General features: G+C 36.1%; 24 protein-coding genes and 15 tRNA genes. 2 read left to right on the top strand and 37 right to left on the bottom strand.

The genetic code is table 11. From position 1 onward, the window contains the following. The first annotated feature begins 305 nt into the window (after positions 1 to 305). On the top strand, positions 306 to 758 hold the full coding sequence (locus ACTJIP_RS20750; protein ID WP_077413928.1) for a VOC family protein: 453 nt from the start codon (positions 306 to 308) through the stop codon (positions 756 to 758). 125 nt (positions 759 to 883) lie between these two features. On the opposite strand, the gene ACTJIP_RS20745 is transcribed toward ACTJIP_RS20750, so the two are convergent. The 36 genes from ACTJIP_RS20745 to ACTJIP_RS20570 form a co-directional block, all read right to left on the bottom strand. Beyond that, positions 884 to 2227, bottom strand: a complete 1344-nt coding sequence (locus tag ACTJIP_RS20745) for an SWIM zinc finger family protein (RefSeq protein WP_077413927.1) — start codon at positions 2225 to 2227, stop codon at positions 884 to 886. A gap of 3 nt (positions 2228 to 2230) precedes the next feature. After that, positions 2231 to 4927, bottom strand: coding sequence for a DUF6493 family protein (locus ACTJIP_RS20740; RefSeq protein ID WP_077413926.1), 2697 nt, complete (start codon positions 4925 to 4927; stop codon positions 2231 to 2233). 91 nt (positions 4928 to 5018) lie between these two features. Continuing rightward, positions 5019 to 5813 carry a hypothetical protein gene (locus ACTJIP_RS20735; protein WP_180565178.1) on the bottom strand — a complete coding sequence of 265 codons (795 nt, stop codon included), beginning with the start codon at positions 5811 to 5813 and terminating at the stop codon, positions 5019 to 5021. A 397-nt stretch (positions 5814 to 6210) separates the two neighbouring features. Then, positions 6211 to 6762, bottom strand: coding sequence for a 3'-5' exonuclease (locus ACTJIP_RS20730; protein WP_180565177.1), 552 nt, complete (start codon positions 6760 to 6762; stop codon positions 6211 to 6213). 95 nt (positions 6763 to 6857) lie between these two features. Beyond that, entirely contained in the window at positions 6858 to 7400 is a 543-nt protein-coding gene (locus ACTJIP_RS20725; protein WP_175627195.1) for a 3'-5' exonuclease, read from the bottom strand. Between the two features lie 114 nt (positions 7401 to 7514). Beyond that, positions 7515 to 8078, bottom strand: a complete 564-nt coding sequence (locus ACTJIP_RS20720; protein ID WP_077413922.1) for a metallophosphoesterase family protein — start codon at positions 8076 to 8078, stop codon at positions 7515 to 7517. Between the two features lie 181 nt (positions 8079 to 8259). Then, positions 8260 to 9204: a peptidase gene (locus ACTJIP_RS20715; RefSeq protein ID WP_440705041.1), complete on the bottom strand. Its 945-nt coding sequence runs from the start codon at positions 9202 to 9204 to the stop codon at positions 8260 to 8262. Positions 9205 to 9403: 199 nt separating this feature from the next. After that, positions 9404 to 10420 (bottom strand): RNA ligase, Rnl2 family, encoded by a 1017-nt coding sequence (locus tag ACTJIP_RS20710; RefSeq protein WP_180565175.1) that lies wholly within the window; start codon positions 10418 to 10420, stop codon positions 9404 to 9406. Between the two features lie 6 nt (positions 10421 to 10426). Further along, positions 10427 to 10990 carry a DinB family protein gene (locus ACTJIP_RS20705; RefSeq protein WP_077413919.1) on the bottom strand — a complete coding sequence of 188 codons (564 nt, stop codon included), beginning with the start codon at positions 10988 to 10990 and terminating at the stop codon, positions 10427 to 10429. Further along, the gene (locus ACTJIP_RS20700) at positions 10990 to 11361 is read right to left on the bottom strand and encodes a cyclic-phosphate processing receiver domain-containing protein (protein WP_440705040.1); all 372 of its coding nucleotides are present in this window, start codon (positions 11359 to 11361) and stop codon (positions 10990 to 10992) included. Before ACTJIP_RS20700 ends, ACTJIP_RS20705 begins: the two co-directional genes overlap by 1 nt. Positions 11362 to 11439: 78 nt before the next feature. Beyond that, positions 11440 to 11925, bottom strand: coding sequence for a ribonuclease H-like YkuK family protein (locus ACTJIP_RS20695; protein WP_077413917.1), 486 nt, complete (start codon positions 11923 to 11925; stop codon positions 11440 to 11442). 100 nt (positions 11926 to 12025) lie between these two features. Further along, positions 12026 to 12096, bottom strand: a tRNA-Trp gene (locus tag ACTJIP_RS20690). A gap of 8 nt (positions 12097 to 12104) precedes the next feature. Further along, positions 12105 to 12176: transfer RNA gene (locus ACTJIP_RS20685), tRNA-Gln, on the bottom strand. A gap of 104 nt (positions 12177 to 12280) precedes the next feature. Then, positions 12281 to 12353: transfer RNA gene (locus tag ACTJIP_RS20680), tRNA-Phe, on the bottom strand. A 56-nt stretch (positions 12354 to 12409) separates the two neighbouring features. Continuing rightward, positions 12410 to 12485, bottom strand: a tRNA-Leu gene (locus ACTJIP_RS20675). Between the two features lie 351 nt (positions 12486 to 12836). Further along, a tRNA-Glu gene (locus tag ACTJIP_RS20670) sits at positions 12837 to 12908 on the bottom strand. Between the two features lie 77 nt (positions 12909 to 12985). Continuing rightward, positions 12986 to 13072: transfer RNA gene (locus tag ACTJIP_RS20665), tRNA-Tyr, on the bottom strand. Positions 13073 to 13202: 130 nt separating this feature from the next. Then, positions 13203 to 13284 (bottom strand) — tRNA-Cys (locus ACTJIP_RS20660). 222 nt (positions 13285 to 13506) lie between these two features. Then, positions 13507 to 13578, bottom strand: a tRNA-Asn gene (locus tag ACTJIP_RS20655). A gap of 4 nt (positions 13579 to 13582) precedes the next feature. Continuing rightward, a tRNA-Ile gene (locus tag ACTJIP_RS20650) sits at positions 13583 to 13656 on the bottom strand. A gap of 5 nt (positions 13657 to 13661) precedes the next feature. Further along, positions 13662 to 13733: transfer RNA gene (locus ACTJIP_RS20645), tRNA-Glu, on the bottom strand. Between the two features lie 6 nt (positions 13734 to 13739). After that, positions 13740 to 13811 (bottom strand) — tRNA-Pro (locus ACTJIP_RS20640). A 68-nt stretch (positions 13812 to 13879) separates the two neighbouring features. Further along, a tRNA-Asp gene (locus ACTJIP_RS20635) sits at positions 13880 to 13951 on the bottom strand. Between the two features lie 6 nt (positions 13952 to 13957). Beyond that, a tRNA-Arg gene (locus ACTJIP_RS20630) sits at positions 13958 to 14082 on the bottom strand. 7 nt (positions 14083 to 14089) lie between these two features. Then, a tRNA-Lys gene (locus tag ACTJIP_RS20625) sits at positions 14090 to 14163 on the bottom strand. Positions 14164 to 14171: 8 nt separating this feature from the next. After that, a tRNA-His gene (locus ACTJIP_RS20620) sits at positions 14172 to 14239 on the bottom strand. A 63-nt stretch (positions 14240 to 14302) separates the two neighbouring features. After that, complete coding sequence (locus ACTJIP_RS20615) at positions 14303 to 14428, bottom strand: hypothetical protein (protein WP_262484606.1); 126 nt, start codon at positions 14426 to 14428, stop codon at positions 14303 to 14305. A gap of 385 nt (positions 14429 to 14813) precedes the next feature. Next, positions 14814 to 14942 carry a penicillin-binding protein gene (locus ACTJIP_RS20610; RefSeq protein ID WP_077413916.1) on the bottom strand — a complete coding sequence of 43 codons (129 nt, stop codon included), beginning with the start codon at positions 14940 to 14942 and terminating at the stop codon, positions 14814 to 14816. A gap of 424 nt (positions 14943 to 15366) precedes the next feature. Continuing rightward, positions 15367 to 16389 carry a hypothetical protein gene (locus tag ACTJIP_RS20605; RefSeq protein WP_428168996.1) on the bottom strand — a complete coding sequence of 341 codons (1023 nt, stop codon included), beginning with the start codon at positions 16387 to 16389 and terminating at the stop codon, positions 15367 to 15369. Beyond that, positions 16382 to 18079, bottom strand: coding sequence for an APC family permease (locus ACTJIP_RS20600; protein ID WP_440705039.1), 1698 nt, complete (start codon positions 18077 to 18079; stop codon positions 16382 to 16384). The genes ACTJIP_RS20605 and ACTJIP_RS20600 overlap by 8 nt, the downstream gene beginning before the upstream one ends. Then, positions 18069 to 20447: a hypothetical protein gene (locus ACTJIP_RS20595; RefSeq protein WP_180565172.1), complete on the bottom strand. Its 2379-nt coding sequence runs from the start codon at positions 20445 to 20447 to the stop codon at positions 18069 to 18071. The genes ACTJIP_RS20600 and ACTJIP_RS20595 overlap by 11 nt, the downstream gene beginning before the upstream one ends. Next, positions 20438 to 21181, bottom strand: a complete 744-nt coding sequence (locus ACTJIP_RS20590; RefSeq protein ID WP_219072224.1) for a hypothetical protein — start codon at positions 21179 to 21181, stop codon at positions 20438 to 20440. Before ACTJIP_RS20590 ends, ACTJIP_RS20595 begins: the two co-directional genes overlap by 10 nt. After that, positions 21154 to 22287 carry an AAA family ATPase gene (locus ACTJIP_RS20585; protein WP_180565170.1) on the bottom strand — a complete coding sequence of 378 codons (1134 nt, stop codon included), beginning with the start codon at positions 22285 to 22287 and terminating at the stop codon, positions 21154 to 21156. Before ACTJIP_RS20585 ends, ACTJIP_RS20590 begins: the two co-directional genes overlap by 28 nt. 12 nt (positions 22288 to 22299) lie before the next feature. Beyond that, the gene (locus ACTJIP_RS20580; protein WP_440705038.1) at positions 22300 to 22881 is read right to left on the bottom strand and encodes a hypothetical protein; all 582 of its coding nucleotides are present in this window, start codon (positions 22879 to 22881) and stop codon (positions 22300 to 22302) included. Then, positions 22868 to 23524: a hypothetical protein gene (locus ACTJIP_RS20575; protein ID WP_440705037.1), complete on the bottom strand. Its 657-nt coding sequence runs from the start codon at positions 23522 to 23524 to the stop codon at positions 22868 to 22870. Before ACTJIP_RS20575 ends, ACTJIP_RS20580 begins: the two co-directional genes overlap by 14 nt. A 292-nt stretch (positions 23525 to 23816) precedes the next feature. Next, positions 23817 to 24206, bottom strand: coding sequence for a VOC family protein (locus ACTJIP_RS20570; protein WP_440705036.1), 390 nt, complete (start codon positions 24204 to 24206; stop codon positions 23817 to 23819). A 261-nt stretch (positions 24207 to 24467) separates the two neighbouring features. Between ACTJIP_RS20570 and deoD the strand changes: the two genes are divergently transcribed. After that, positions 24468 to 25178 carry a purine-nucleoside phosphorylase gene (gene deoD, locus ACTJIP_RS20565; protein ID WP_077413909.1) on the top strand — a complete coding sequence of 237 codons (711 nt, stop codon included), beginning with the start codon at positions 24468 to 24470 and terminating at the stop codon, positions 25176 to 25178. A 56-nt stretch (positions 25179 to 25234) separates the two neighbouring features. Here deoD and ACTJIP_RS20560 read toward each other — a convergent pair whose 3' ends face one another. Beyond that, the gene (locus ACTJIP_RS20560) at positions 25235 to 26020 is read right to left on the bottom strand and encodes a TatD family hydrolase (protein ID WP_180565166.1); all 786 of its coding nucleotides are present in this window, start codon (positions 26018 to 26020) and stop codon (positions 25235 to 25237) included. Positions 26021 to 26245 lie beyond the last annotated feature (225 nt).

The following is a 26245-nucleotide window of genomic DNA, read 5'->3' as shown; positions in this document are numbered from 1 at the left end:
TTGCGTAGAAAATTTTTCTTTGTTTTTTTTCTTTAATTGGGGATTAGATCTAATACATTGAATATTTTTAAAAAATTCATGCAGATTTTTAAATTTTGGCTGAAGCCGGATGAATGAGTTGCTTGTAAGGCGGGTTAAAGCCCACCTCTATTGAATTGATTTTGAAAACAGATAGTGATATTTACCAACAACCTAATCTCTAATCCCTAATTATAAAATCCTTCTATCATTCATTTTCATTAAAGAAATCATCTCTGATCTGTTTTTCAGAAAGGGTTTTCTAGCTTTGTCATTAAAATTAAGCTATGATTAAGGGAATATATGAAACTCATGTCCAGGTGAGCAATCTGGAAAATGCAATACAGTTTTATACGAAAGTATTAGGATTGAAACTGGCTCATAGAGATGAAACAAGACCTATTGCTTTTTTATGGGTTGGAGAAGAGAAAGAATTTATGTTGGGATTGTGGGAGCAGAAGGAGAATCTTCAGACCAGACATTTTGCCTTTTCCAGCAGTAAGGAAGATATTTTAAACTATTCAGTGGAGTTTTTAGAAAATAAAGATTTAAAGCCCTACAATTTCTTAAAAAATGGAAGTGTTGAACCAATGGTATTTGCATGGATGCCGGCACTGGCTATTTATTTCAATGATCCGGATGGAAACCAGCTTGAGTTTATCTCTATTCTTGAAGGAGAAAGTAAACCGGAATTGGGGGTACTTAGCTATGAGGAATGGATGAGACAGGTAAAAGATTGAGATGAAAATACCTGTCAGCTACTGAAATAACGCACAGGCACAAGAAATCAAAGTTATGAGGGGATACAAAATTTTTGTGTCCTTGCTACTGTCAACAAGATAATAAAATCAGATAGGAGAACTTTTTAACTGTTTACCAGTTTCTTCACTGCCAACACGTGTTTACAGGGACCTCTTTCTCCTTGATACTTACTAAACCATTCGCAGGTACAGCGTTCTTTTTCTTCTTCAATGATTACTGTATGGTGCACACCGGTTCCTTCTACTCTGGCTTCTGTTCTTTCTTTGTTGTTATTTAAAATTTCTACTTTTCCGCATTCTATCAACTTTTCGGCATTTTTTATACGGGGGTTGAGGCCAATAATACGGCTCAATTTAAAAGGAAGTCTGCGGTAGAAAAATTCATGATCATCAAGGTCATAGCCCAGTAATCCCATTGCAGCAAGTCTTCCTGTAACATTATCAGCTTTACTGAAACTCAGATTTTCCTTCAGAGCAAACATGGAGGGATTAAAAGATTGATTGGCATAGGCATACTTATCCAAAGCATCAATCCACTCATCAGAGACTTCAGAAATCAGGCTTTCCAATACAGCACCTTCTCCTGAGAAACCTCTCCAGCACTCTCTTGACAAAGAAAAGCAGAATCTGATATGTCCCATATAAAGCTGCCATGTTGTAGACTGCATATTAGAATGTGGAAAAACCTGCATAGAATCAATATAAGGAAGCAGAGGCTCTAAAAGACGAAGCCTGTGAAGCCCGCCTATACAAACAGCATCTGCAGATTTTACCGGAGAAAAAAAGGGTTTATTTCCTCTCACAATCAGATAATAATCGGACTTTATAGTTCCTTTCGGCATTCCCCGGAACAGCTGCTGTGTCTGGATTTTATTAAAAGCATATCGTTTTTCAGATTCTGATAAATAAACCTGAACCGTTCCCAGTCCTTTAATCCATTTTGATGGCAAAGGGACTTTTCTTTCTATTACTTTTTCTTCTTCTTTATACAGAGCCACTTCTTTTTCACCTACGGAAAGCATAATTTTTTCATTCGGGCGGATACTTCCCAGGGCTGTTATCATAGGCTGGTTAAAATCTACATTTGTAGTTCCGTTTTCCAGAAATTCTCCTTCCAAACCATCAGGCAGTATATCAACTCTTGCGTAGACTCCGGCACAGTGAGAAAAACCTTCAAAGCGTAATTTTTGATTTCCGGCTGTTACTATTGGATCTTTGAGAAGTCCCATCTGAAACGGAGACAGATTAAAACTGGATTTCACAATATTGGAAAGTGCAATCAGGCAGCGTGCTAAAATAAAAGGCTGCCTGACATTCCCCCAGAAAAAACATGGGACATCGGTATTTTTATGGACCTCACTGTATTTAGCGAGAAAAAGTTCTTCAAGCACATCTTTCCTTACTAAAGAGGATGTTCCTGAGTAGTTGTAAATAAGCGTACCCTCCATAATCTATTTTTTCAGAAGAAGACTGCAGATTTTTTTCAGACTTGAATTTTCTTTCCAGCTATCCAGTTTCCCGATTATCTCTTTATGGGCTTCTGAGTGATTCAAAGCCAATACTTCATGGTAGATTTCCAGAATCTTTTTCAGATTGGTAACCGGCGTTTCCATTTGAAGCAATATATTGGAAATCAATTCTTCCAGAGCAATATTATGGTTCTTACTTACATTCAGCATATGATGCTGTATAAGATCTGTCAATCTTTTAACAGGAGCCCATTCCAGCTTTTCATGGAGACCGATTACTCTTCCTAACCATGCATTATCCATCGTTTGGGAAGAAACGTGTTCCAGCCAAATTTCAGCTGCTGTACCACGGATCGTTTTATCGCTGTCCAGGAAAATAGTTCCTAAGAACAAATACCCGATTTCATCCAAAGGTTTTTTGATCTGATAAAGCGCATTCGCAGTATTCAAAACCAGGCTTCTTTCATAAACTTCGGCAATTCCTGAAAAGAAAAGGCAGTGCTTGATTACTTTTGCCAAAGCATTTGCCGGAGTATTCGGAAAGCACAGCATCAATGCAGGGATTTCGGTAAGTTCTTTCTGTTCGGCAATGAAATATTCCACGAATAAAGGGTCTTTCCTTTTTACAAGATGATATTTGGGAAGAACAATTTTCAGCTCTACAGGATAGTATGAGTTTTTCTTATTATCAATGGTTTTCCATTTGTAAGTCCCTGAAAAGAATTCTACAGGAATATCATCATATCCGAAACTGCTGAATTCTTCAAACACTGTTTCCGGTGAACGGGTAATTCCCGCAGTCATCCACCATGAAGGGTGTTCAAATTTTCCTTCCGGTCTAGCATTTTTGCCAAAGAAGAAAAGTAACAGTTCTTTATATTCTCCCTTTAATCTTTTTTCAGCTTCTATCGCAGCTTCTGAAGTATTGTCTAAAGCACAACGCTGCAATGCCAGCTGAATATCAAGATGATGAGGTACGATATTATTATTCTGATAGCTCTCTAATCTTTCCACCAGTGTAACAGGGGAAATCCAGCATGGAGCATGGGTAACCGGGAACAATAGCGGGATTTTATCTCCTGACTTTATTTTTTCATACGCATAAATAGCAAGCTCTTTAAACGCGATTCTGGCAGGGCAATCTGCTCCTACATTTTCAATCGGTCCCAATTTTTTTTGATAATTGGAGTAAGATTCTCTTTCAGCTTCCTCATCTTTGGTTTTATGGTAAATTTTTTCCAGGTTTTTAAGCTGAATCGGATATTTTTCCAGTAAATCCAAACCATAGTTGATAATAGCATTGCATAGTAAAACATTCAGATAGGGAACTTCCCATTTCGCAATTGTTTTACAGGCTTTCAAAAATACGGGTTCTATTAATTTCACAGACTCAGCATTTACATCACCGGCAAAACGGATAAATCCAGCCAAAGCAATATCACAATGATGACTGTACGGATCATCCATGGCCACAGGAAGATAAAACATCAGGTCTTCAAAGTTCTCAAGTACTTTCACCGCATTTTCTTCTGGAGTCAGGGATAGTTTTTCTGAAGCTATTGCCTCCAGCTCCGGTTGTGTTTCTTCAATATATTTTATAAGAAGAGGACGTACATTAGTCAGTATATTATCCGAATAGTGTGAAAGAGCTTCTATCATATTTTCTGAAGCCGGAATATATTTAAGGATAATTTTCGCAGCTTTTGACTGTACGCCATCATCTTTGCTGACAAATGCTGTACTTAGAGCCATTCCCAGCATTTCAGGATCTATTTTCTTTCTCTGAAATATTTTTTCGGTCAGTACCAGACTGGAAACAACCACTGTTTTTACTTCCGAGCTCAGCAGATTCGGAAGGTAATGGGAAAACTCATCATTCTTAAAATCAGGAACTCCCACAATTTTTTTCAAATGTGATAATATGGTATTCACAGCTTTTGACTGTGAGGAGGCCAACCCTGCAAGCAATTCATCCTGCAGCTCAGAAAGTTCTTCTTCAGTTGGTTTTAATGATGTAAATGCATCCATAAACCAGCCCGTGACATTTTTATTAAAATTTCTGTTGGAAGCCAGAAGGCATTCTTTTAAAAATCTTTTTCTTTCAATCTTTTTTTCTGTGATCAGTTTCTGAACGATAGGAAACCATTCTTTACGGAAAGGTAAAGATTTGGAAGGATATTCACATAAGTACCAAAAGTGGGTATTAAGGGTTTCGGGATGACGGTCCAGTTCAGCCGGATAATTACTCAGATGATGTCCCAGCAATTCCGGTTTGGGCTGTACATAGCCTTTTTCTGTCCATCCTAAAATATCTTTATAGTTAAACGCTGTAAATTCAGCTTCTACGGATTCATTGATAAAGTCTGAAAACCATTCTGGGCAGCCCCACTCCAGAATCTGTTCGGTCTGTTCTGCATTACGGAAAAGACTCCAGTAGTTTTTACCGAAATTCTTTTTATCCATACAGACAAATGAAGCAATATCAATAATGGAATGTTGGCTTACAGATCCTGCCGTGTGGTAGGAGTTTTTAGTCATTACAATTTTACTGATTTCCCTGTCCATTTTCTTTATAGAGGGCACCAGGGTTTTCCTTTCTTCAATACTAAGTTCTTTTAGAAAAGGGATAATCTCATGTATCTTTTCCTCATTAAGGATCTCATAAAGTCTTTCTTTCATGCGCTTCTAATTTGATGTATAAATTTGTTTCAGGTTATTCATTTTTTCCATTCTTCCAGCAGTCCGATAATTGTCTTGGTCTGGTTCTGCTTTACCAGTTCATAACAAAAATTGGAGAGCTTTTAACATTAAAAATTGATTTCTCAACAGCTGAAAGAATGGGGATCAGCAGTTTTCTGAAAGCTATATTTCGATTGGTAATCAGGTTGATAAGTTTTAAAAACTTTTCTGTAAGTATCTTTACTATTGTCCATTCAAAACTGACCTTTTTACCGATTGATATTTCTAATCTCTGTTTCTTAAAATCATCCGAAACTGTATTGTTTAATAAGGCTTCAAAAGCCGTACCAGAGAGTGTTTCGTATTTATTAAACAGTCCCAAAGAGAGGAATAAATAATGCATCTGCAGAGAAGATGAATTCAGCTTCATCCAAACATCCGGAAACGCCATTCCTTCCTTGGTATTATATTGATATACAGCACTTGATAAAATTTCATTGCTTTTCATTGAAAAAAAAGAATCTGAAAAACAAAGTCTCTTATATAAAATTTTAAACAGGCCATTATGATAAACACAACGATAAGAATTGAATAAATTGTTCAAAAAAGAGGTATTTTCAAGAAGGTGATTTTCAAAGAATTCGTCGACAAAATAAGCCGGTATTACAACATATCCGGATTTGTCATTGTACTCATTTCCCGCTTTGCAGCAAATCAAAGAAGCCAATACACAAATTGTATTGCGGCTCAGTTTTTTATTATTATATTTTTTTAAAAGAACAGCAACTTCTTTTTTACCTTTTGGTGTAAGCTTTTTAAGAAAAGGAGTAATTTCCTTTATTTTATAGTTTAATTTTTTTATCTCAAAAACACCATCAATAAGCATAAATTCATTCTTATCAGCTAAAATATAAAAAAATGACTGGCAGACAGTAAATTATCCCATTAAAGTGAATTTTTTAACAAAATATTAAGTTAATAAAACAACTGATACCATCACTTTGACAACATAAAAACAATTCCCTGTTTAAAGATATATTAATAAAAAAGTGTCTAAAGACTCTCTACTTTGATATTTACACATTGTTTAGTGTCTTAATTTTAGAATTTATAATACCTTGTGATGAAACCATTATATTGCACAGATACGTTAATTTTATTTAAAATATCAAAATCAGGATGATAATTCATTAAATTTTATACACTTACAAAATAAAAAAAGACTATCTCATGCTTTGAGACAGTCTTCATTTTTAAATTGATCTGTTGTAACTTCAGATTATTTAATAATTCTTCAGACACCAATGCAGAATCTTTGCAATGTTTTTGGCATCATCCACTCCTCTGTGGTGTGTACCTTCTAAAGTCATACCCAATTCACCCAAAGCCCTGTTCATCCCAACACTTTTCCTGATGGTAGGATGAGTTTGTCCGAATAATGTTTTCACATTGATATGGTCATCACTCATAGGATAATCTGTATAGAACCTTCTTGCCTGGTTCTGAAGCATATTCAGATCGTAGTTTCCGTAGCTCGCCCATGTAAGTTCTTCTGAATCATATTCTGCTCTCAGAATATCGAATGCATCATCCAGCATGATTCCTTCATCATCCAGCATATTTTGGGTAAGAGTAGTAAGTTCCGTACAGAACGGACTTACTTTTGAGTATTGGGGCTTTATTAAAATCCCTTCATTTTTGGAGATCTTACCGGTCTTTGCATTCATGATGCATACCCCGATTTCGATGATCTCGCTTTCCTGACCTCTTGGCGGGTAGTTTTCCCAACATGTTGCTTCAAGGTCTACTATTAATATGTTTTCTGTTGTTTTCACTTGTTTAAAATTTAATTGTTAAAGGATGGAAGAGGGAAGTTTTACAGCATGTGATTTACTTCCAGCTCCCAGCTTCAGTCATCCATCCTAATTATTTACAGAATCTTACTTAAAATTCTGGCTGTATTGTAAGCATCATCTGCTCCACTGTGATGGGTGCCTTCAAAGTCCATATTCAGATAGCTCAAGGCTCTTTTAAGCCCTATTTGTTTGTGCAGTCTGAAATGTCTTCTGAATTCATGCATCACATTCATATAGTTTTCTGAAAAAGGGTTTGTTATTCCAAGCCAGTCACACTGTTCTATGATCTGTTCTCCATCAAAGTTTCCGTATCCTGCCCATGTAAGTGGCGCAGAACGGTATTGATCTCTGATCATTTCGCAGGCTTCTTCAAAATAAATTCCTTTTTCTTCTATCAATTGAGGAGTAATTCCGGTCAGTTTTGTACAGAATCTGTTGATTTCTGATCTTTCAGGAATTACATAAATGCTTTGTTTTTGGGAAATTGCTTTTGATGTTAAGTTTAATTTGCAAATCCCTATTTCTATAATATCGACTTTCTGCCCGATGGGAATTCTGTCGTTTTCCCAGCACGTAGCTTCCAGATCAATAATTATGATCTCATTGGTTGTTTTCATGTTATTGTAAAATATACAATGCAAAAAGTAAAATGTATGATGAAGGCTGTTCAATACGCAATGAAATATTATTTTCATTTTTCCTTCCATCAAATCATTACTTATTACTTGTAATTAATTTCTTGGAGCAAATGGTGGTGTCCACTTTTTCCTTTTCATCAATTCTTTGACTTCTTCGTAGGAAACCGGGTAAAAATCGTGGCAGTCTACTCCTACGTCAAAGCTGAGTGCCATCTCATCATCCGGCAATGTCCCGTGTGAATGGCCGTATAACTGCCAGACACCGCGGTGCGAGCCATTCCAGGTACGCATAGCATAGTGGAAAAGAATAATTTTCTGTTTTCCGTTGCTGTTATCTGCTTCATCAATTTTCAGTTCGTGATAATCTCTGATGGAAGCAAACCGCTTGGGATATGTGAGAGCAGCACCTTCGTGATTACCTTTGATGAGATGGATATTACCATTCAATCTATCTAAAATCTCTTTTGTAAAATCTGGTTTCCCAAGGCTCATATCTCCTAAATGGTAGACTGTATCACCGGGTTGAATTTTTTTGTTCCATCTTTTAATGAGTTCTTCATTCATATGATCCAGAGATTCAAAAGGTCTTTCTGAAAATTTTATAATATTTTCATGACCAAAATGATGGTCAGCTGTAAAAAATATATTGGGTTTCATTTTTTTTTTAATTGTTTTTAACTACAACATTCCCACTGTCATTCCAAATACAGTCTGAGAGTCTGTGGAAAAGTGAATAATCTATCTTCATTTTGAAAGAGATTCTTCCTTCGTCAGAATGCCAACTACACGTATATGCAATCTGTGGATTTTATAGTTTTTGTTTAATAAATATTTTTAATTAATTCTTACGAAATGCTTTATAAAAAGCAGTTTCAATTTCTTCCTGATCACGCTCCGTATATCTTCTTGAAAAGTGAATCGGGGCTGCATCTTTCACCTGGCATTCATTCATTATTTTTCCTGATGCAGAAGCAAAACTATGGTAATTGATCTTTGCAAATTCCTGATCTGTATCTTTATAAAAGCTTTCAATATACACGAGATCTGCTCCTCCAAATACAGTTCTTATTTTTTCGTAATTGTTTTCTTCTGCCGCATGATCCATGATGACACCAAGCTTGTATCCGGTATTTCGGGTTAACAAATGAAAGAGATCTGCTGCGTTATAAACAGTTCCTTCAATTTCAATTTCTTTGTCTCCATCATTATTTCCAAAAGCGGTCTTCAACTCGCTGATCCACTTTCCCTTTCTAAAGCCGGAAATATTTTCATTAAATCTTACCGAATCTTTTTCTTTAAACAGATAAGCGATGGAATCTGTTTTGTGATCCAGAATAGCAAAATCAACGTTTACATATTCGTCTTCAAAAAGGAAATCTTGGGTATTAATTAGTTCCACATTCCAATGTGGCGGATGAAGGGCGTAGATATTAATTTCATCTTTTGAAACAATCTCACGAATTTCATATGCAATTGCCTTTTCATCGATCAAATTCCAGGTGTAAGATTTTAACCTTGCTTCAACCTGCTGATGAATATTTTTTGGTCCACAGATCACCACTTTTTCTCCACTTCCGATCTGATACCTGAAAATTCCATCGAAATTTGAAAAATGATCAATATGGGTATGACTGATGAAGATGGCTGATGTAGACTGTACCTCTTTCACAGTCAATAAACTCGCTTCTCCACAATCACACAAATAGTACTTTCCTGAGTTAGGGACTTTGATCAATATACTGATGTCTTCTTTTAAAAGACTTTTTATTTCTGCCTGTAACATAGTTTTTTCTTTTTTTGAACCATAAAAAATATCCATAACGCCTGTCATTCTGAAAGAATCTAACCTCTATTTTTATCTATCGAGATTCCTATCGGAATGACAAACTAGCTGCTTAGTAAAAATCAAAGATTTTTGATACTTATCTTATTTTGATGGTTAAGTTTACACATAAAAAAGTTTCGGTAAAAAATTACCGAAACTACACTTTAAGAGTCATCAACTCTTCTTTTATAAAATCAATTGCTAAAGAATTCAATTTTTTATTGATCCTTTTCTGCTCGTCTTTTTCAATAGCTGTGAAAGCTGCCGGAAAGTCTTTTTGGAAATCCTCTAAAATATCCTGTGAAAAAAGACCAATTACCTTTCCTATCATTTTAGGTTGGAATTCGCCGATTTTGCTTACCACATTATTTAATCTGTTGGCTGTAGCATATTTTTGGATTTCTTCCCAGATCTCCTGAGCTTTATCACTGAAATGAACCTGTTTCTGAACAGTTTTACCTTCTTTTTTAACCATTTTGGACTTTTCGACCCACTTTTCATTCTTATTTTTCAGAATAATTCTTGCACCGTTTCCAAAGTATTTGGTTTTCAAAGTTTTTACAATGGTACCTTCACACATATTGTTCTCCAATTCAGGAAGTCCCAGCCAAGCTGGAATTTTTGAATTGAAAACATTGGGGAATTTCAAAGCGTCCTCAAGAGTTCCCTGGAACAAGATTTTAGCATAGAAAAATCCTGTCTCCTCAAAAATCTGATTGACAACGTCTGTATCCAAATAGGTAATTCCATTCAACTTGATATCGAAAGCGTAAAATTCGTTGTGAGGGGCATATTCAATACCTTTCTGTACCTTCACAGTATCTTTTACGGGTTCCACTTCATTATGTTTGTAGCCGCCACCGAACAATTCACCGTAGATCACTACAGTTTCTACATCCGGGTAAATCGTTTTCACTTTTTGAAACACTTCTATTACATTTTTTTTATAGCGTTCCAACATCTGATGTGCATTGAAAAATTTCTCATCTTTTTCGATGAAAGCAGTTCTCTTCGCAATTTTAATTTCCTTTCCATCGGTAAAGAAAGAGAAATTAGCTCCGTGAACTTTTTCCTGTACTATGAAAACCTCATCCCCAAAACCCTGCATTCTGATCTGTTCGATCACGCGGGCCTGGTAAGCATTTTCTATAGAGTTATATGTTTTGAAAATCATTTTGTTTTAGTTTTTAATCGTTTCTGATTCGTTTTTTTTCATCTGGGTAATATGCCTTTGGGCATGAAGTGACAGAAAATAAATATATTCATATACATTAATTTTCCCCAGTTCATTCACCGTCATTGTTGTTTTATACAAGAAACCTTCACCATTTTCCATTACTTCCAGATATTGTAAACACTGAAGATATTGCTGAGTAATCAGACTTCTGATTTCATCCAGATTCATTTCTCCTTTCGGTTCCATATGTTCCGGTCTTATCCATTCAAAAGCGCCATGTTCACCTACCGTGTCAAAGTTTTCCTTATTGAAACTGTAGTTTTTAATTTCAGATTCAAGGTCAAGATTCAAAGAATTTTTCATTGCTTTCTTGAAACCTTTTTCAATAAGGATTAGCAAGTAAAAATTCGTAAGATAAATATGTTCTAAAATCTGTTGAATCGTCCAACCTCCGTTTGAAGGTTGATAATTCAACGTTTTTTTATCTTTTTTAAACCATCTGTCCACGTCATCAAATGTGAGTTTCAGATGAGTTTTTATATCTTGAATATATCTAAAAATGTCCATTACAGTTTTTTAAAGTTTTTTAAAAGGCTAAGAATATTTTCCTTTCCTACAGGATTCATAGAATGACAATAGAATTTTGGAAGATCAAGATAATTATCCATACAATATTCTATCAGCCATTTGGTGCAGTCATATCCTGTTTTTTCGACAAATTCCTGAGAATCCGGCTCCAAATAGTGTTCATCTGCCAAGTCATGGTCAAAAGAAATCATTTCCGGAAGTCCTTTTTCCAAAATCCTGTTGACAAACTGTTCGTAATTCCGAACGATATGCCAGTCACTTCTGAGGAAAATCTCCTGTTTGGTATAATGATATGCCTCAACCGGATATCTTATATCATCCAGAAATAATAATCTTTTTGTCATTTCCATTGTTTCGTTAATTTATTAGAAGCTTGATACTTAAATATTATAATGCTAAAAACTTCCAGCTTCTGACTTCTTATCTGTTTAAACCATCATATCAGCACAATTGGAACTTGCGAAGGCAAAAGGTTTCGCTTTAAACACATATCCCATTCCCAGAATGTATCCCATTGCATCTTTTAATGCGACATTGGATTTAAAATCGGGGTCGGTATTAATGTCTGCGTGTACCTCCATTTCCACACCATAAGTATCCAACACAGAACAGATCGCGTATGCAATTTCAACGGATTTGTTGACCTCATTCAGCATTCGCTCCTTGATACTGATATTCTGTATTTCTCTTTCTTTTCTGATAAAGGTAAACGCTCCTTTTCCTTCACGAATAAATACTACTGCCGTAGCATAACTGATGGCATCTCCGTACACATGAGAGTCTGATCCTACACATACTTTCAGACGGTGTCCGTTTGCCTGTTCGCGGATGATGGCTTCTTCTACCAGCTGTGTGATAGAGTTGTGGAAAAATTTTCCGTTCATATTCTGCCATGTTTGTTGTTGCGTTTCCATTTTTTCTACATGTTTTAATTCATAAATGATTGTTGATAATTGATAAATGATCACTAGCTGTCATAATTTCTAACTTCTAGTTTCTAATTTCTATTTTTTGCACTCCGAACCGGACTCGAACCGATACCATCAGTTTTGGAGACTGAGATGCTGCCATTACACTATCAGAGTAAACGTTGTTAATTCATCAGGACTCGAACCTAAACTCCAAGAATCAAAATCTTGTGTGCTGCCTATTACACTATGAATCAGTATTTAAATTAATGAGTAATAAGTAATTGGTAATGAGTAATGCCAGAAACCAGTCAGGTATCAATGATTACTCATTGCTCATTACTTATCATTCATGTTTTTGTGGAACAGACAGGAATTGAACCTGTACCTCTAGTTTTTCAGACTAACGTGCAGACCTTCTACACCACTCTTCCGGATTTAATAAATAATGAGTAATTTTCAGATTATAGCATTATTTAGTATTTATGTTTGGTACGGGAAGAGGGATTCGAACCCCCAAAAGCTTGATCCTAAGTCAAGAGTGTCTGCCATTCCACCATTCCCGCGGCATTTATATATAATGAGTAATTTTTGTACAGCTTATTACTTATTGCTCACTATTCATTGCTTATCATATTGTGTTTAGGTTTGAGAAAGCTCTGTCTGTTCATAAATTATGCCTGCTAGTATTTGTAAAGATCTTCTGCGCCTGACAAACCTTTCTCATTTCCTAATGTATTTTGTTTTTTTAAAAAGTAAAAGGCTGTCTATTTTTATTGACTAAAGATCTTCTGCTCTTGACAGACCTTTTCTCTTTTCTTCATTTTTTTTGTGAATGGTAACTGGCCAATTTTTAAAAAAATCTGAACTTTCATGGTATTATATCGATTCAATATTGACCAGCTATTCACATCCAGTACTCTATAAGGGAATCGAACCCTTATTTTCTGCTCGAAAGGCAGGCGTCCTCACCGTTAGACGAATAGAGCTTAACCCCACTGACCAGGAATCGAACCTAAACAACAAGAGTACATTTCCTGCATGCTGCCATTACATTATCAGTGGCTGGTGGAAGTAGTAGGATTCGAACCTACTCAGCAATGAAGCAACAGATTTACAGTCTGCCCCGACTCTCCAACTTCGGCGTACTTCCGGATTTCATGAGTAATTAATTCTTTGTGGAGTAAATAAAGTTTGTCATTATTTTTTTGTTTGATATAAGATCGTCTATGCTCGACAAACTTTTATTTTTTCTCCTGAACTAATCTCATTTTAGTTTATTGAGATGGTTATGGGATTCAAACCCACTCAGTTTACACAACGGTTTTGCAGACCGCCCCGACTCTTCCACTTCGGCGAACCATCAGATTAAAAAATAAAGTCTGTCTTAATTTGTTTGATATAAGAACTTCTGCGCTCGACAAACTTTATTTTTACCTAAAAATTTATAAATGATATCTTCAATTCTAACTGTCTTTGGAGAGATCAGAAAAAGTTTGTCAGTATTTTCTGTGTTTGGCGTAAAGATCTTCTGCTCTCGACAAACTTTTACTTTTTCTCCTGAAACAATTAACAATTAGTTACCTGCGATTTTGGAAAGATTCGAACTTTCAACTTCCGGTTTAACAGGCCGGTGCTCTACCATTGAGCTACAAAATCATTGTAATTCCGGAAGGACTCGAACCTTCAACCTTCGGTGTATCAGACCGATACTCTAACCACTTGAGCTACGAAATCATTTGTATTCCATAAGGGGATCGAACCCTTGTCGTTCGGTAGAAAGCCGAATGCACTTACCACTATGCTAATGGAACAAATTGTCTGGAAAGCAAGATTCGAACTTGCGACCTCCCGCGTCCAAGACGGGTAAACAACCACCGTTATCTTTCCAGTTTTGCAGATTCACTTTAAAATTCTTTTCCGAGAGACAGTCGGAACCGAAATCTTTTATGAATCTTTGCGGTCTATGCGAGAATCGAACTCGCAGTGCCCAAGAGACAGTCGGGCAGGTTAGCCATTACCTCAATAGACCTTTTTGTGATTCCGAGAGGATTGTTCATGAATTTCATACTTTACTTTATGGCATTCACGAATACTTTGTATTTCGAACCTCTAACCCTGGGTTTAGAAAACCCATGCTCTATCCGGTTGAGCTACGGAACCGTTATAGTAATCCCAGAAAGATTTGAACTTTCAACCCCCGGTTTAAAAGACCGGTGCTCTAACCATTTGAGCCATGGGATTTTATATTTTGGGTATCTCCGGGAATCGAACCCTGTTCTCCGGTTCCACAGACCGGCGCTTTACCAAATAAGCTAAAGAAACCATAAAAAAAAGCGCCTCTTTTCGGGAGGCACTTCATATATTTTAACGTAAGAGATCATTAGCTGACCCACGTATATAAGCACCTTTTATCCACAATTCCACTTTCAAGAATACATGCAACACCTGCCGGATCCTGTCCGAATAGTCTTGAATATTGATTGAATATGCTGTGTAACTGTTTCATTTTATTTTGTTTGTTTTAAATTATTTTTAATTGAATCCTGAAAACCTGTTGCTTTCAATTTTCGGTTGCAAAGTAAATATGATTTTTTGGAATCTGCAAATAAATTTCTGATTTAAACTATTGATAATCAATTAGTTATACTCTATTTTCAGAATAGAGAATTTCTGTCCGCAATATTTTGCAGATATCTTAATTACCTAAATGACTGTCTCTCACCGGGTTGCTTATCACTCTATTTTATCGTATTAAAGTTTCATTGTTTATTAAAAATTTTTCATGTTTATAGTTATTTTTTTTCATTCTAAATAATTTCTGACCTAAAAAACAAAAAACGCCTCGGTTTTCCGAGGCGTTTCTGTTGTATTTTGATTAATTTTTTACAAGTTTACAGTAAATAATTTCCAAAGTCAGCACATTTCGCCTCATTCCATATCATCTCATCATACCCGAATAATCCTTTTATAGAAGGACTTTCGCATAGTTCTGCATTGATATGTGCTCTTTGTATTGTCATAATTTTCTGGGGCAAAGATAAATCTTTTTGGTATCATTTTTATAATATTCACAATTTCTGGAAGGTTTTATATACGCAAAGGCGCAAAATAATATCAAAAAATTGTGCTTTAAGGCGCGAGGATTTTATCTCCGATAAAATTTAATACTGCTAATAATATTGTTCCATATAATACAACTAATTAATAAGCCACCCTTGCTGAAAATTTTCAATTTTCTCGCGCCTTAAAAATCATATATTAAATTTATAAAATATTTGCGTCTTTGCGATTTTCCAACAAAAACAGAATTGCTATGTCATCTTTTATTTCAAGAGTTTCTTATTTTTAGGGATCAATTACAATTGATTTGATGAAGCGGAGAATGTTTCTTTTTTTCAAAGAGAAACTTTTCTTTAATTTTTAAATTCTTCAATCTTTAAATATTTAATTCCTGAACATTTTATTTCTTCCTGTCTTGAATCTTGAAATATCTTTCAGAATCACTTCATCATTGGGATTAAAGAATTTCAGTTCATTGACAATTTCTGAACGGGTGGCTACTTTCTCTGCAATTATTTCATAGGCTATGTTTCTGGTTGCTGTATGCAATTTGGGATCTTTTTTGAATTCATATTTCAGAGCCTCCAGATAAGTGATCTTTTTGTGAGCCGGAGTTTTCTGATATAAATGCTGAATTTCAGATTCCAGTTTTTTAACATCAAAAATATTGGCAAAGTAGTTATTCAAACAATTGAATGCATCTTTATCTTCTTCCCAACCTTTCAGCAGTACTTTTTGTGCTTCTTCCGTTTTCTCCATTTTTTTGCGGTATACCAAAGAAGCTTTCACCATTTGATTATTGACGGTATAGTCATCTGCAACCATCTGATAATAGTTGTGGGCATTTTTAAGATCGTTGATCTCTTTATAGAGATCGCCTACTTTTTCTTTCTGCTCCATTTCTTTATAGAGGTCAATGGCTTTTTTGTATTGCTTTGCTTTTTCATAGCAGGTTGCAGCATCGGATTTGTTGTTCAGCTTTTTAAGATAGACTACGGCTGCTTCATTGTAGAATCCACCATTTTCCAGTGTTTTTGCACCTCTGTAATTATCCTGCAGCAAATTCATATAGACTCTGGCTGCTTTTTTATAATCGTTTTCAGCAATATATTTTTCAGCGAGTTCTTCGTATTTGCTTCGTATTCTGTCAAAAAGTGAATTTTCCAGATAGAAACTGCTGCTTCCTCCACCTTTTCTTCCTGCTGAATTTCTGTTGTTTTGTTCTTTATCTTTTAAAGAAGTGATCACGAGAAGGATAATAACGGCTACAATTAAGAAAATAGCCAATGTTCCTACTACACTCCAAAAGCTTTCATGAAATAACTGGGCAACGATTCCGATGACCTTAAATATAGCCAGCAATAGGAATGCTGCCATAAATTTGTCTATAAATTTCTGTTTATTCATCATCATCGGATTTTAAAATGGTTTTATCATCTCTGAACAATCGATAAAGGAGCAGCATCACACAGATTACGAGAACCCATACAAACCAATTGTAGCCAAACATTTTTACTAATGGATAAAATAAGTACACCAGCATCACCACAAGGATTGCTATTAAAATAAATTTTACCCATACAGGTACGTTATCACCACCAAGATTTAATGATTTATTTTTAAATAAAAACAAATACAATCCTACTCCTGCAATCATCAGGATCACCATATACATAATATCTGAAACCGGAGCTTTATTCTCCAATGGAGTTCCTTCCGTTCCCACTGCTTTCACTTTTGATTTGTCAATGGAGGCAGAAGAAGGGTCTACAATATCAAATGTACCGTAAAGTTTTCCCAAGGAATCAGCCATTAAAGCTTTTCTCTTTTTCAGAAGGAATTTTACGACTTCTCCGTTTACAGGTTTTCCTTTGGTATACTGCTTTAGAGAATCTGAAATTTTACGTTTCAGTTTTTCTGTATTTTGTTCAAGATGTTTTGTAATCTTTTGGGTATAAATGGTTTTAAGAGAATCTCTGCTTTGTTTTTCTTTATTCACAAGCTTTCCAATGTCTCTTCCTATTTCACTGACCTCTCTTCCGCCAGCTTTTTTATAATTCTCCTTGTCTTCTTTTGTTTTGGATTCTATGATCCCGGCATGAATAAGTTCTTTGGACAATTCTTTTCTCTCCTGATGATATATAGAATCTATCTTCAGATCAATTTCAGAAATTCCGGACTGGAAAGCAATCATATCAGAAGGTGCTTTTACAGCGTTGTTTGCAATTTTCCCGGAAGAGGCTGTATTTTCTTCCTGATCGGGATTATTTTTATCCGAAGGCAACGCAATCTTTAAGACGATAGCCACGATAATTACTGCCCAGAAAACTCTGCGTAAATTTCTTGTTCTTGCACTGTCGGTTTTACCTCCGGAACCTCCGCCAAATAATCCTTCCAGCCAGGTAAATTTGCCAAAGCCATCTCCTCTGGAAGTTCCCATAACATCCAGAGAAACGCCTAGATCTACTGCTCTTTCAGGATATTTTTCAATGTATTGTAAGTACTTTTCTATTTCTTTTTTATTCCCGGCCATTACTTTTTTAAGGTCAAACGGAAGGTTATTCATCCATTCTTCTTCGGTTTGCTTTGGCTGTAATGCTTCCATCACTTTTTCGTCATCAATTTCAACGGTATAGCTTTCTATTTTTTGAGGAATTGAAACTCCGTTCAGTGGTTTTCTGATGCTTTCGTCTATAATACCGGGCTGTTGAATTAATGAAATCCAGTCGATTTCCTCAGATAGTTTTACCAGGCCGAATTCGGGATGCATAATCAGAAAACGGGAATCAAGCTGCGCCCAGTCTTCCGGATTTATTTTGGGATAAAAAGTAGTATTTTCAGGAATGAAAAGCCTGTTATCTACACACTGAAAGTAAGCATTTCTGCCTATTTCCTGCGGAGCATTGTCAGTAAAAACAAGGAAACAACCATACAGTACATTGGGATTGTCTGCAGGAATTGCATAAGATCTTATCTGGTTTACATTAATTCCAAGCATTTCCATTTCCTGAAGCCATACCACAGGTGAAGAGCCTCTGATCAAAAGCCCCGTTTTGGGATAATTATTTTTCGGGAAAGGTTTTATTCTAAGCTCCATAATCCAAAATCTGTTCTATAAACGGTTTCAAAAACCTGTCGCACATATCGTCCATTGTTCTTACTTTCAACAGGGCATGTTCCGGAAGATAATATTCTGATCCGCCAAATTCAGTATAGGTTGCCAAAGAGAGGAATCCATGAGATGTGGAAGGAAGGAAAAATTCTTCAATACTCTTATTGCTGCTCCGGAAAGTCAGCATTCCCCGTGAATCTGTAATAATTTCGCTTCCGTCGGGGAATGTAAATTTATTTTTATTCTGCTCAGCAAAAATTTTAATCTCGTACTTATTTTTGGAAAAATCCAGTGTGTTTTCTGAAGCACTGTACAATTCATGTCCGGAAATAACCAGATTTTCATATTGATTGATTCCTATTTTGTTGAAATTATTGATAATCTTCAATCCGCTTCCCTTCAGTTTGGCAACTTCCGCTTCGGCCTTTATATTATTTTTTTCAAATTCTTTATCTTTTCCGGTAATAGGTTCCACAGAAATATTTCCATCTCTGTTTATTTTATAGTGGGTAGAATTGTCCGGGTGATGCAGATAAAAACTCCGCCCAAAATAAATCAGTTTGTAGGACTCCGGAATATTCATTCCTGTAAGATTCTGCTCAGAATATTCTCTTGTATTCAGATTAAGCTTTGATATTAATTTTTGATCAGACTGATACTGGCACAGAATAAAGTGCTGCTGTTTGTCTTTTGCAAGGGCAAACTGTCCTTTTGGTTTTATGGAAATATTATCAAACAACACTTCACAGCCATGATGTGTTTTATAGTAATCATAGGAATGTTTGTCGTAATAATTATCAGAAAGATAAGTCTTCAATAATTGCTTTTTTGAACTCAAAATAAAAAATTCTCCTTCATATAAAAACTTAGCGATCTTATTAACAGGGGTTGGGAATAAAATCGGATAATTTTGTGGAAGATCGGTTTTCTTTCCATTGAAGTTCTGAACAGACCGTTTTTGCTGTGGCGGATTGGCCCATAGTTCCTGCAATGGAAGTTTTATTTTCTGAATATGTTTTCTGGCTCCTTTATGATGTTTATAAAAATTAATTTCCCCATCTGATGTTGTAGTCACCAGAAACTTTAGTCTGTCTCTATTCTGAAGAACTACTCGCTGAACTTTTTCATCCTCCATATTCTCCTGATGGGTAATGAAGAAAACTTCAATATCTTTTTCAGTATGTTCCTGGTTAAAAAAACTTTCCAATGCTTCTGACACTTCCAAAACCGGACTTACCTGATTGAGGTTTTCCACCACTTCTTCCACTTTGTTAAGCGCAATCGGAACTCCTGCCTGTCCTAAAGCAAAAACTTTACATTCAGAATGGGCTTTCGGATGTTTGATAACAGCAATTGCAGAGGCAAAAGCCAAAACTTTTGGAGTTCCCCAGTTTCTGAGGGAAGTATCTATCAGGATAATTCTTTCAAAAATATTTTCTTCAGGCGGAATCTCTCTTTGAATGTAAAGAGCTTCATTATTGGCTACCCGATTCATGAATATATCATCTTCATTGGCAAACTCAGAAAGAAGCATCCTGTGAAAATCACCTTTGTTGGTCATATCAGAAATTCCTCCGATAGGCTGTTCTCCGGGAGAAAGGTGGCGCATCGGAATTTTCAGACCACTCCATATTCTTTTGATGAGACTTCCTACCTGAAATGTCTTTGGTTCTTCAATTAATTCTTTGATAAAATCTTTATCAGTATCCGTCGTTGTTTCTTCTTTTATGACCTCATCATCCAGTTCAGGTTCTTCAACCAGTCCCTTCATCGCATCAATGATGGATTGTACTGTAGGAAACTTTTCGTTCAGATTCAATGCGCTTAAATCTTTGTTTAAAACAGAGGGACCAGCATGTTGTTTTTCTGCACTGGAAACAAGCTCATGCGGCCGCTTATAATAGATTCTTATATTTGCTTCAGCATTTACTGAAGATATTCTGTTGTGGCCATTGCTGAATAAAGTCTGCAGCAATACAATTCTGTTTTGCTTCTGCTTATAAACATTAGGAAGTGATTGTATTTTTTCAAGAAATTGAATTTCTTTTTCTGCATTGAAATCAAAATTTCCAATGCTGTAAAACTCAGCGGTGCGTCTCAAAGGGCCGGCAAAATCAATATAACCATCCTGCATCGCATATAAAACCATAAGCAGGGCTCCAAACGGAGGCCATCCCTGTGGTTGAAGTTCTTTGAGAATCTCCATCACATAGGGCCTGTACGCTATCGCTCCCACTCCCGGTACCGAGAGGAGATTGTTGTCATGATACCCGGAATCACCAGGAACATCTTCATCAGTTTTCCATTCCCAAAAGTAATTTTCGTAGGACTGGAAATAGGCCTTTAATTCCATTCTTTTGATTTTTCTGTAAGACGGAATGAGCTTACGGACAATGGGCGGAAATCTATTTCTTTTATTAAAAGGTAATTTCCATTTTCATCCCAAAGTAACCATCCTTCCAGATCTTTATTATATTTCTGCTGTAAAAGTGTGCTTAGGTTTTTAAATTCAAAATCCAACCCGGCCGGCAATAAATGCCTGTCTTTTGTCCAATATGTTTTTCCGGGAAAGCTTAATAATGGAATCCCTATAAACAGGGCTTTATCTCCTAAAATAGTCCATTTTATTTTTTCTAGTTTAAACCTAGGTAATGCAGCGATACTTTCTTTAATATCAGTAATATTACTCAGTAAAGCAATCACCGGCTGCTCTTCATTGCTTTCTTTTACTCTTACCTGAACCTGTTCATGAATTCCAAAATAGTTTTGATTGGAAGGCGGAAAAGTAAGCTGCAATGCCTTGTCTATAGGTATCCAAAGCAATGCTGTCCTCATTTTTTTACTTGGAACCAAAGCCTCTTTCCTGAATAAAAGACCCTCCCGAAGTTCATACAGGATAAAGTCCGGTAACTGTTGTATTTCCGGAGCTTCTACCTGTTCGTCAGTAAAGCCTTTCAGCCAGATTGTTTCTTCATCCACTGCGATCTGAACATTTTTCCAGTCTCTGATAGAGCCCAGAAAGTCTTCATCAGCACGGGGAAGTTCTGCCCAGAATTCTTTTAAACGCTTTGAAGGATTTTCTGCCATAAGCTTTCAATTTCTTGCTGGATATACTGTTTCTGTTCCGGATTTCTGATCCAGTCGCAACGGGTCTGCAGATATCTCAGTTTATCTTTTATTACATTCTGTTCTTCAAAGCTCAGCATTCCGCCATTCCATTTTTCTACAAGAATTGTCACATCTTTCATGACTTCCTCAGGATTGGGTGTTTTGTTGTGCATAGCCTGTGGATGGGAATCTGGGTGCTCGTCTTTTTCTATGGTTCTGTTGATAATTCCTTCCAGAATTTCAATCTGTTCTTCTGTATCCCAGATATGCTTCAACACCCAAAGGTCAGAAAGCACCGCTTCTTTTCTTCCGCAGATCAGGGCACTTGCGGCAATCAGGTTCTGAAGCTTTACGGCTCTACGGTCTGAAATAGCAATTCCTGTATTTCTAAGACTCATAATGGTATTCAGATATACTTCATAAATGGGTTTAAGGTCTATTGTCCGGCATAGGCTCTGGAGCTGCCTGATCTCATCGGCATAAATCTCGGGAACTTCAGTTTCTTCTTGGTTTTCCAGTTTTCTTCCGGCTAAAAGTACCTGTTGTAATAGTTCAGGATTTACATAATCTACATTAATTCTTACCAGAAAACGGTCAAATAATGCATTCAATGCTTCATCTTCCGGAAGAACGTTACTTGCTCCTACAAACATCAGTGCAGGTAAGTGTTTTGTTTCTTTTCCTCTTTTAAAAATCTTCTCGTTAAGTGCCATCAAAAGGGAATTCAGAATAGCAGAGTTCGCATTAAAAATCTCATCCAGGAAGACCATGGAAGCTTCTGGCATCATTCCTTCTGTATTGGTTAGAAGTTCTCCTTCTTTCAGTTTTCTGATATCAAAAGGGCCGAAGATTTCGTTTGGTTCTGTAAAGCGGGTTAATAAATATTCAAAGTTTTTCCCGTCTTTCACTGTTTTTGCCAATGTTCTGACAATAGCTGATTTTGCTGTTCCCGGAGGACCGTACAAAAAGGCATTTTCTCTTGCCAAAAGGCATATTCCCAACAGATCTACGACATCATTTTTGCCTACAAAAGTTTCTTTTACGTAGTTAAGAACTGTATTGAGCTGATTTATATTCTGATTCATTGATTTAAAAAATTAAAATTTCCACCATTTTTTCTTTTGAGGTTTCTCTTCATCTTTACTTTCCGCCTGTTCATTTCTTTTACTGAATGAAAAAGCAAGTCTCTGATAAGGATCTTTGATGTCAAAGTATAATAGAGTTCCATCATCGAGTGTTAGCGCATCCATGATCTTATCTCCATCCTTGACCAGATTTTGTGATACATCCTGTTTATTGAGATGATGTCTGATCAAATCTCTTTCATCCGAAATTCTTGTAATAATATAGGGAGGATCTTTAGTTCCGTCTCCTGTTTTTTCAAGACATTCAAAAATAATCTGAGCGATTGTCATTTCAATATTCTTTCCTTTTTCATCGCCCAGTTCCTTGTACGCAAAACATTTATAAATATGTGCTCTCGGACTTAATAGAATATTGACATTTACATATGGTATAACCTCTTCAAATTTTCCTTCATTGAGTAAATTCTGGATGTTTTCAATATCTTCGGAATAAGGATCATATTCAGGATCATTGATCACCAGTTCACGGCATTTCAGGAAGGTTTCTTTTGTGGGGTCAGTTAAAAATTCAAATACTTTCTCATACGTTTTCATTGTGGTCTTCGGTTATCGTTTTTAGTTCCCGCCAGAATGCATCTTTGTATATTCCGAATTCGGCAGTTATTAGTTTATTAATGAACGGAATTTCCGCCAGTTTATAATCTTTTTTCTCAACAATTCTTTCCAGATATAATTTTCTGTAAGTTTTGTCCTTCAATTCTTCCTTCCAATTTACATTTTTAAGATCGAGATCGTACCCTATTCCTGAATAGTGAAACTGTGTCAGAATATCTTCCAGCATGGCAATCAAAGGATCTTCCGGATCTACAGAGTTTAAAGCAACAATGACCTGTGGTAGAAACCTCAGTGATAAGTCTGCGGATAAGATAGAAGAAACGTCCCGGCTTCCTTTAAATGCGGGAATAAGATTTACAATATTTTTCTCTGTATTTTCTCTGATCAGATAAAGCTGTGCGCTGTGATAGAGAATTTTTGCGGCCCAGACGGCAGTTTCCTTGTTACAAGTAAGTTGGTCGGATAGAAACTCCTGTCTTTCTTTTTCAAATTCTGTTTCAAAATAATCTCCTGCTTCCACCTCTTCCTGAGGGGAAATTTGCTGTAAGCTTGAGAAAAGCGTAATACATTCTTCCTTACGAAGCAAAAAGATCGTGTTTAAAAACGGTGACTTGGTTTCCATGATCTAACAAAAATAAAATTATTTCGTTGAGAATAAAATTTTTGAGGAGAAGATTCGTGTTAAATATGGAATTAAAGGGTGGGAAAACGCAAAGGCGCAAAAGATGATAAATGTTATGCTGTTTTAATGCGCAAGAAAATCTGAGATTTTCAGCATAGATACTTCGCAGTGATTTGCTTTATTAGAATTACAATTCTTCGTATTGAATTTTATCGGAAATAAAATCTTTTGCCTTTGCGTTTTCCAACCTATATGAGATTGCTTCGTCGCTGAAGCTCCTCGCAATGACGGATTAGGCTATGATTTCAATGATATTTTTTTCCGGGTCAAGGATTACGCTTTCATAATATCCATCTCCAGTGGTACGAGGTTCTCCGGCTACTTCACATCCATCTTTTCTCAATGTTTCTGTAAGTTCATCTACTTTTTGTTTACTATCCACAGAGAATGCAAGATGAATGATTCCATACTGTTGAGCTTCATAAGATTTTTCGCTTTCTTTAATATCCGGTCTGGTCATGATTTCAAGACGGCAGCCATTCTCAAAGCTTAAAAAGTAAGACTGAAAATTTTTGACAGGATTATGGTATTTTTCATTGGAAACTGCTCCGAAATATTTCTGGTAAAATGCTCTGGATTTTTCAAGATCTTTAACCCAAATGGCAATATGCTCTATTTTCATTTCTAAAAATTTTATTGTTTTATCACTGCAAAACTAGCCTGACTGATTTCACCACACCTGCTCCGTATTATTCTTTTATTGCTTTGTATTTACCAGATTACGTTTTGAATTATATAAAAGACTCCATATATAATATTATTTAAGGTATTTATTGATAACATCTTATATATTCTGTTGATATAAGATGGCTTCATTGTTTCCATTATCGTAATCATGGAGACAATCTAAAAGTTATTATCTTTGCTCATTCAAAATAACATTATGAGTATTCACATCAGTGCAAAAAAAGGAGAAATTGCTAAAGTAGTATTGCAGCCGGGGGATCCGCTTCGTGCACAGTATATTGCTGAAAATTATTTAGAAAATGCTAAACTGGTAAGCAAAACCAGAGGAATTTTTTATTATACAGGTCTTTATAAAGGCAAAGAGATCACTGTAGGAGCCAGTGGAATGGGTTTCCCAAGTATCGGAATCTATTCTTTTGAGCTGTATACAGAATATGAAGTAGATACGATCATCAGAATCGGGACTTGTGGTGCTTACAATACAGATCTTAAACTTTTTGATATTTTAAATATTGATAAAGCAGCCAGCGAAAGTACTTATGCCAAATATGCATGGGGAATTGAAGATGAAATCCTTTCTCACCAGGGGAATATCTTTACTACCATCAATGAAACAGCTAAAGATTTATCTTTAAATGCTAAAGCAATCAATATCCACAGTAGTGATATTTTCTACAGAAAAGATCCTGCGACTCCGGAAATTGCTACAAAATATAACTGTCCTGCAGTAGAAATGGAAGCCTTCGGTTTATTTGCCAATGCTCAACACTTAGGAAAAAATGCAGCAACTATTCTTACAGTAACGGATATCATTCCGACACACGAAAAAATCTCTGCTGACGAAAGAGAAAAAGCTTTGAATCCAATGATGGAACTGGCTTTGGAATCAGCAATAAAGAATTTGTAAGAAAAGACAATTTTGCTTATAAAAAAAGAGCTTTACTTTATCAGTAGAGCTCTTTTTTATAGTCTGAAAAAATTTCTGGCCGTTTCTGTGGTCTCGTCTGCGACTTCGGAAATGCTTATCTTCTTCAGATGGGCAATCGTTTGTGCTACATAAGGTAAAAAAGAGGGTTCATTGCGCCTGTTCTGCATTCTGGGCATATTTTTCGGCAACATAAAAGGAGCATCCGTTTCAATCATCATTCTGTCAAGAGGTACATATTTGATGACGTCTTCCAGGTGTTTAAATCTTTTTTCATCACTGACTGCGCCTGTGAATCCTAAATAAAATCCTTTTTCCAGATAGAGCTTCGCTTCATCCAATGTCCCCGTAAAGCAATGTACAACAGCTTCAGGTAATTGGGAAAGATATTCATCTGTGATCTCATTAAACCTTTTAAACGCTGATCTTTCATGAAGAAAAAGGGGTTTATTCACATCTATAGCAAGTTCCAGCTGGGCTTTGTAACATTTTTCCTGAATGGGTCTCGGAGAAAAATCACGGTCAAAATCCAATCCGCACTCTCCTACTGAAATCACATGATCTTGTTTTAATAATTTCCTGAGTTCCCCGATACTTTCGCCGTTAAACGATTGGGCATCGTGAGGATGAATTCCCGCTGTCGAAAATAGAATTTCCGGATATTCTTCTACAATCTCAGCAGATTCTTTGCTTCCTCTTACGCTGGTTCCTGTAAGAATCATATGTTCTACACCATCGTCCAACGCGCGGTTGATAATTTCTTCGTGTTCATTATAGAACTGTTTATTGGTCAGATTAATGCCAATATCAATGTATGTGTTCATTGTTTTTAATTTTTATTATACACTATTTTCTTAGGGAGATAAGCGTGATTCGAACACGCAACCATTCTGTGCAGGAATTATTTTTCCATTTAAACTATTATCTCCAATTTACTTTGGGAGTACAGCTTCTCATTGTAAACTGTGTACTCTTGTGAAACGGACGGGAATCGAACACGCAACCTCCGATGTGGCAGTTCAGCGCTCCTCCGTTGAGCTACCGTTTCA

It is taken from the genome of Chryseobacterium sp. 22543, assembly GCF_052044565.1.
Taxonomy (GTDB): Bacteria; Bacteroidota; Bacteroidia; order Flavobacteriales; family Weeksellaceae; genus Chryseobacterium.
Note: the sequence above shows the minus strand (reverse complement) of the source record. Positions and strands in the feature narration are given on the sequence as shown.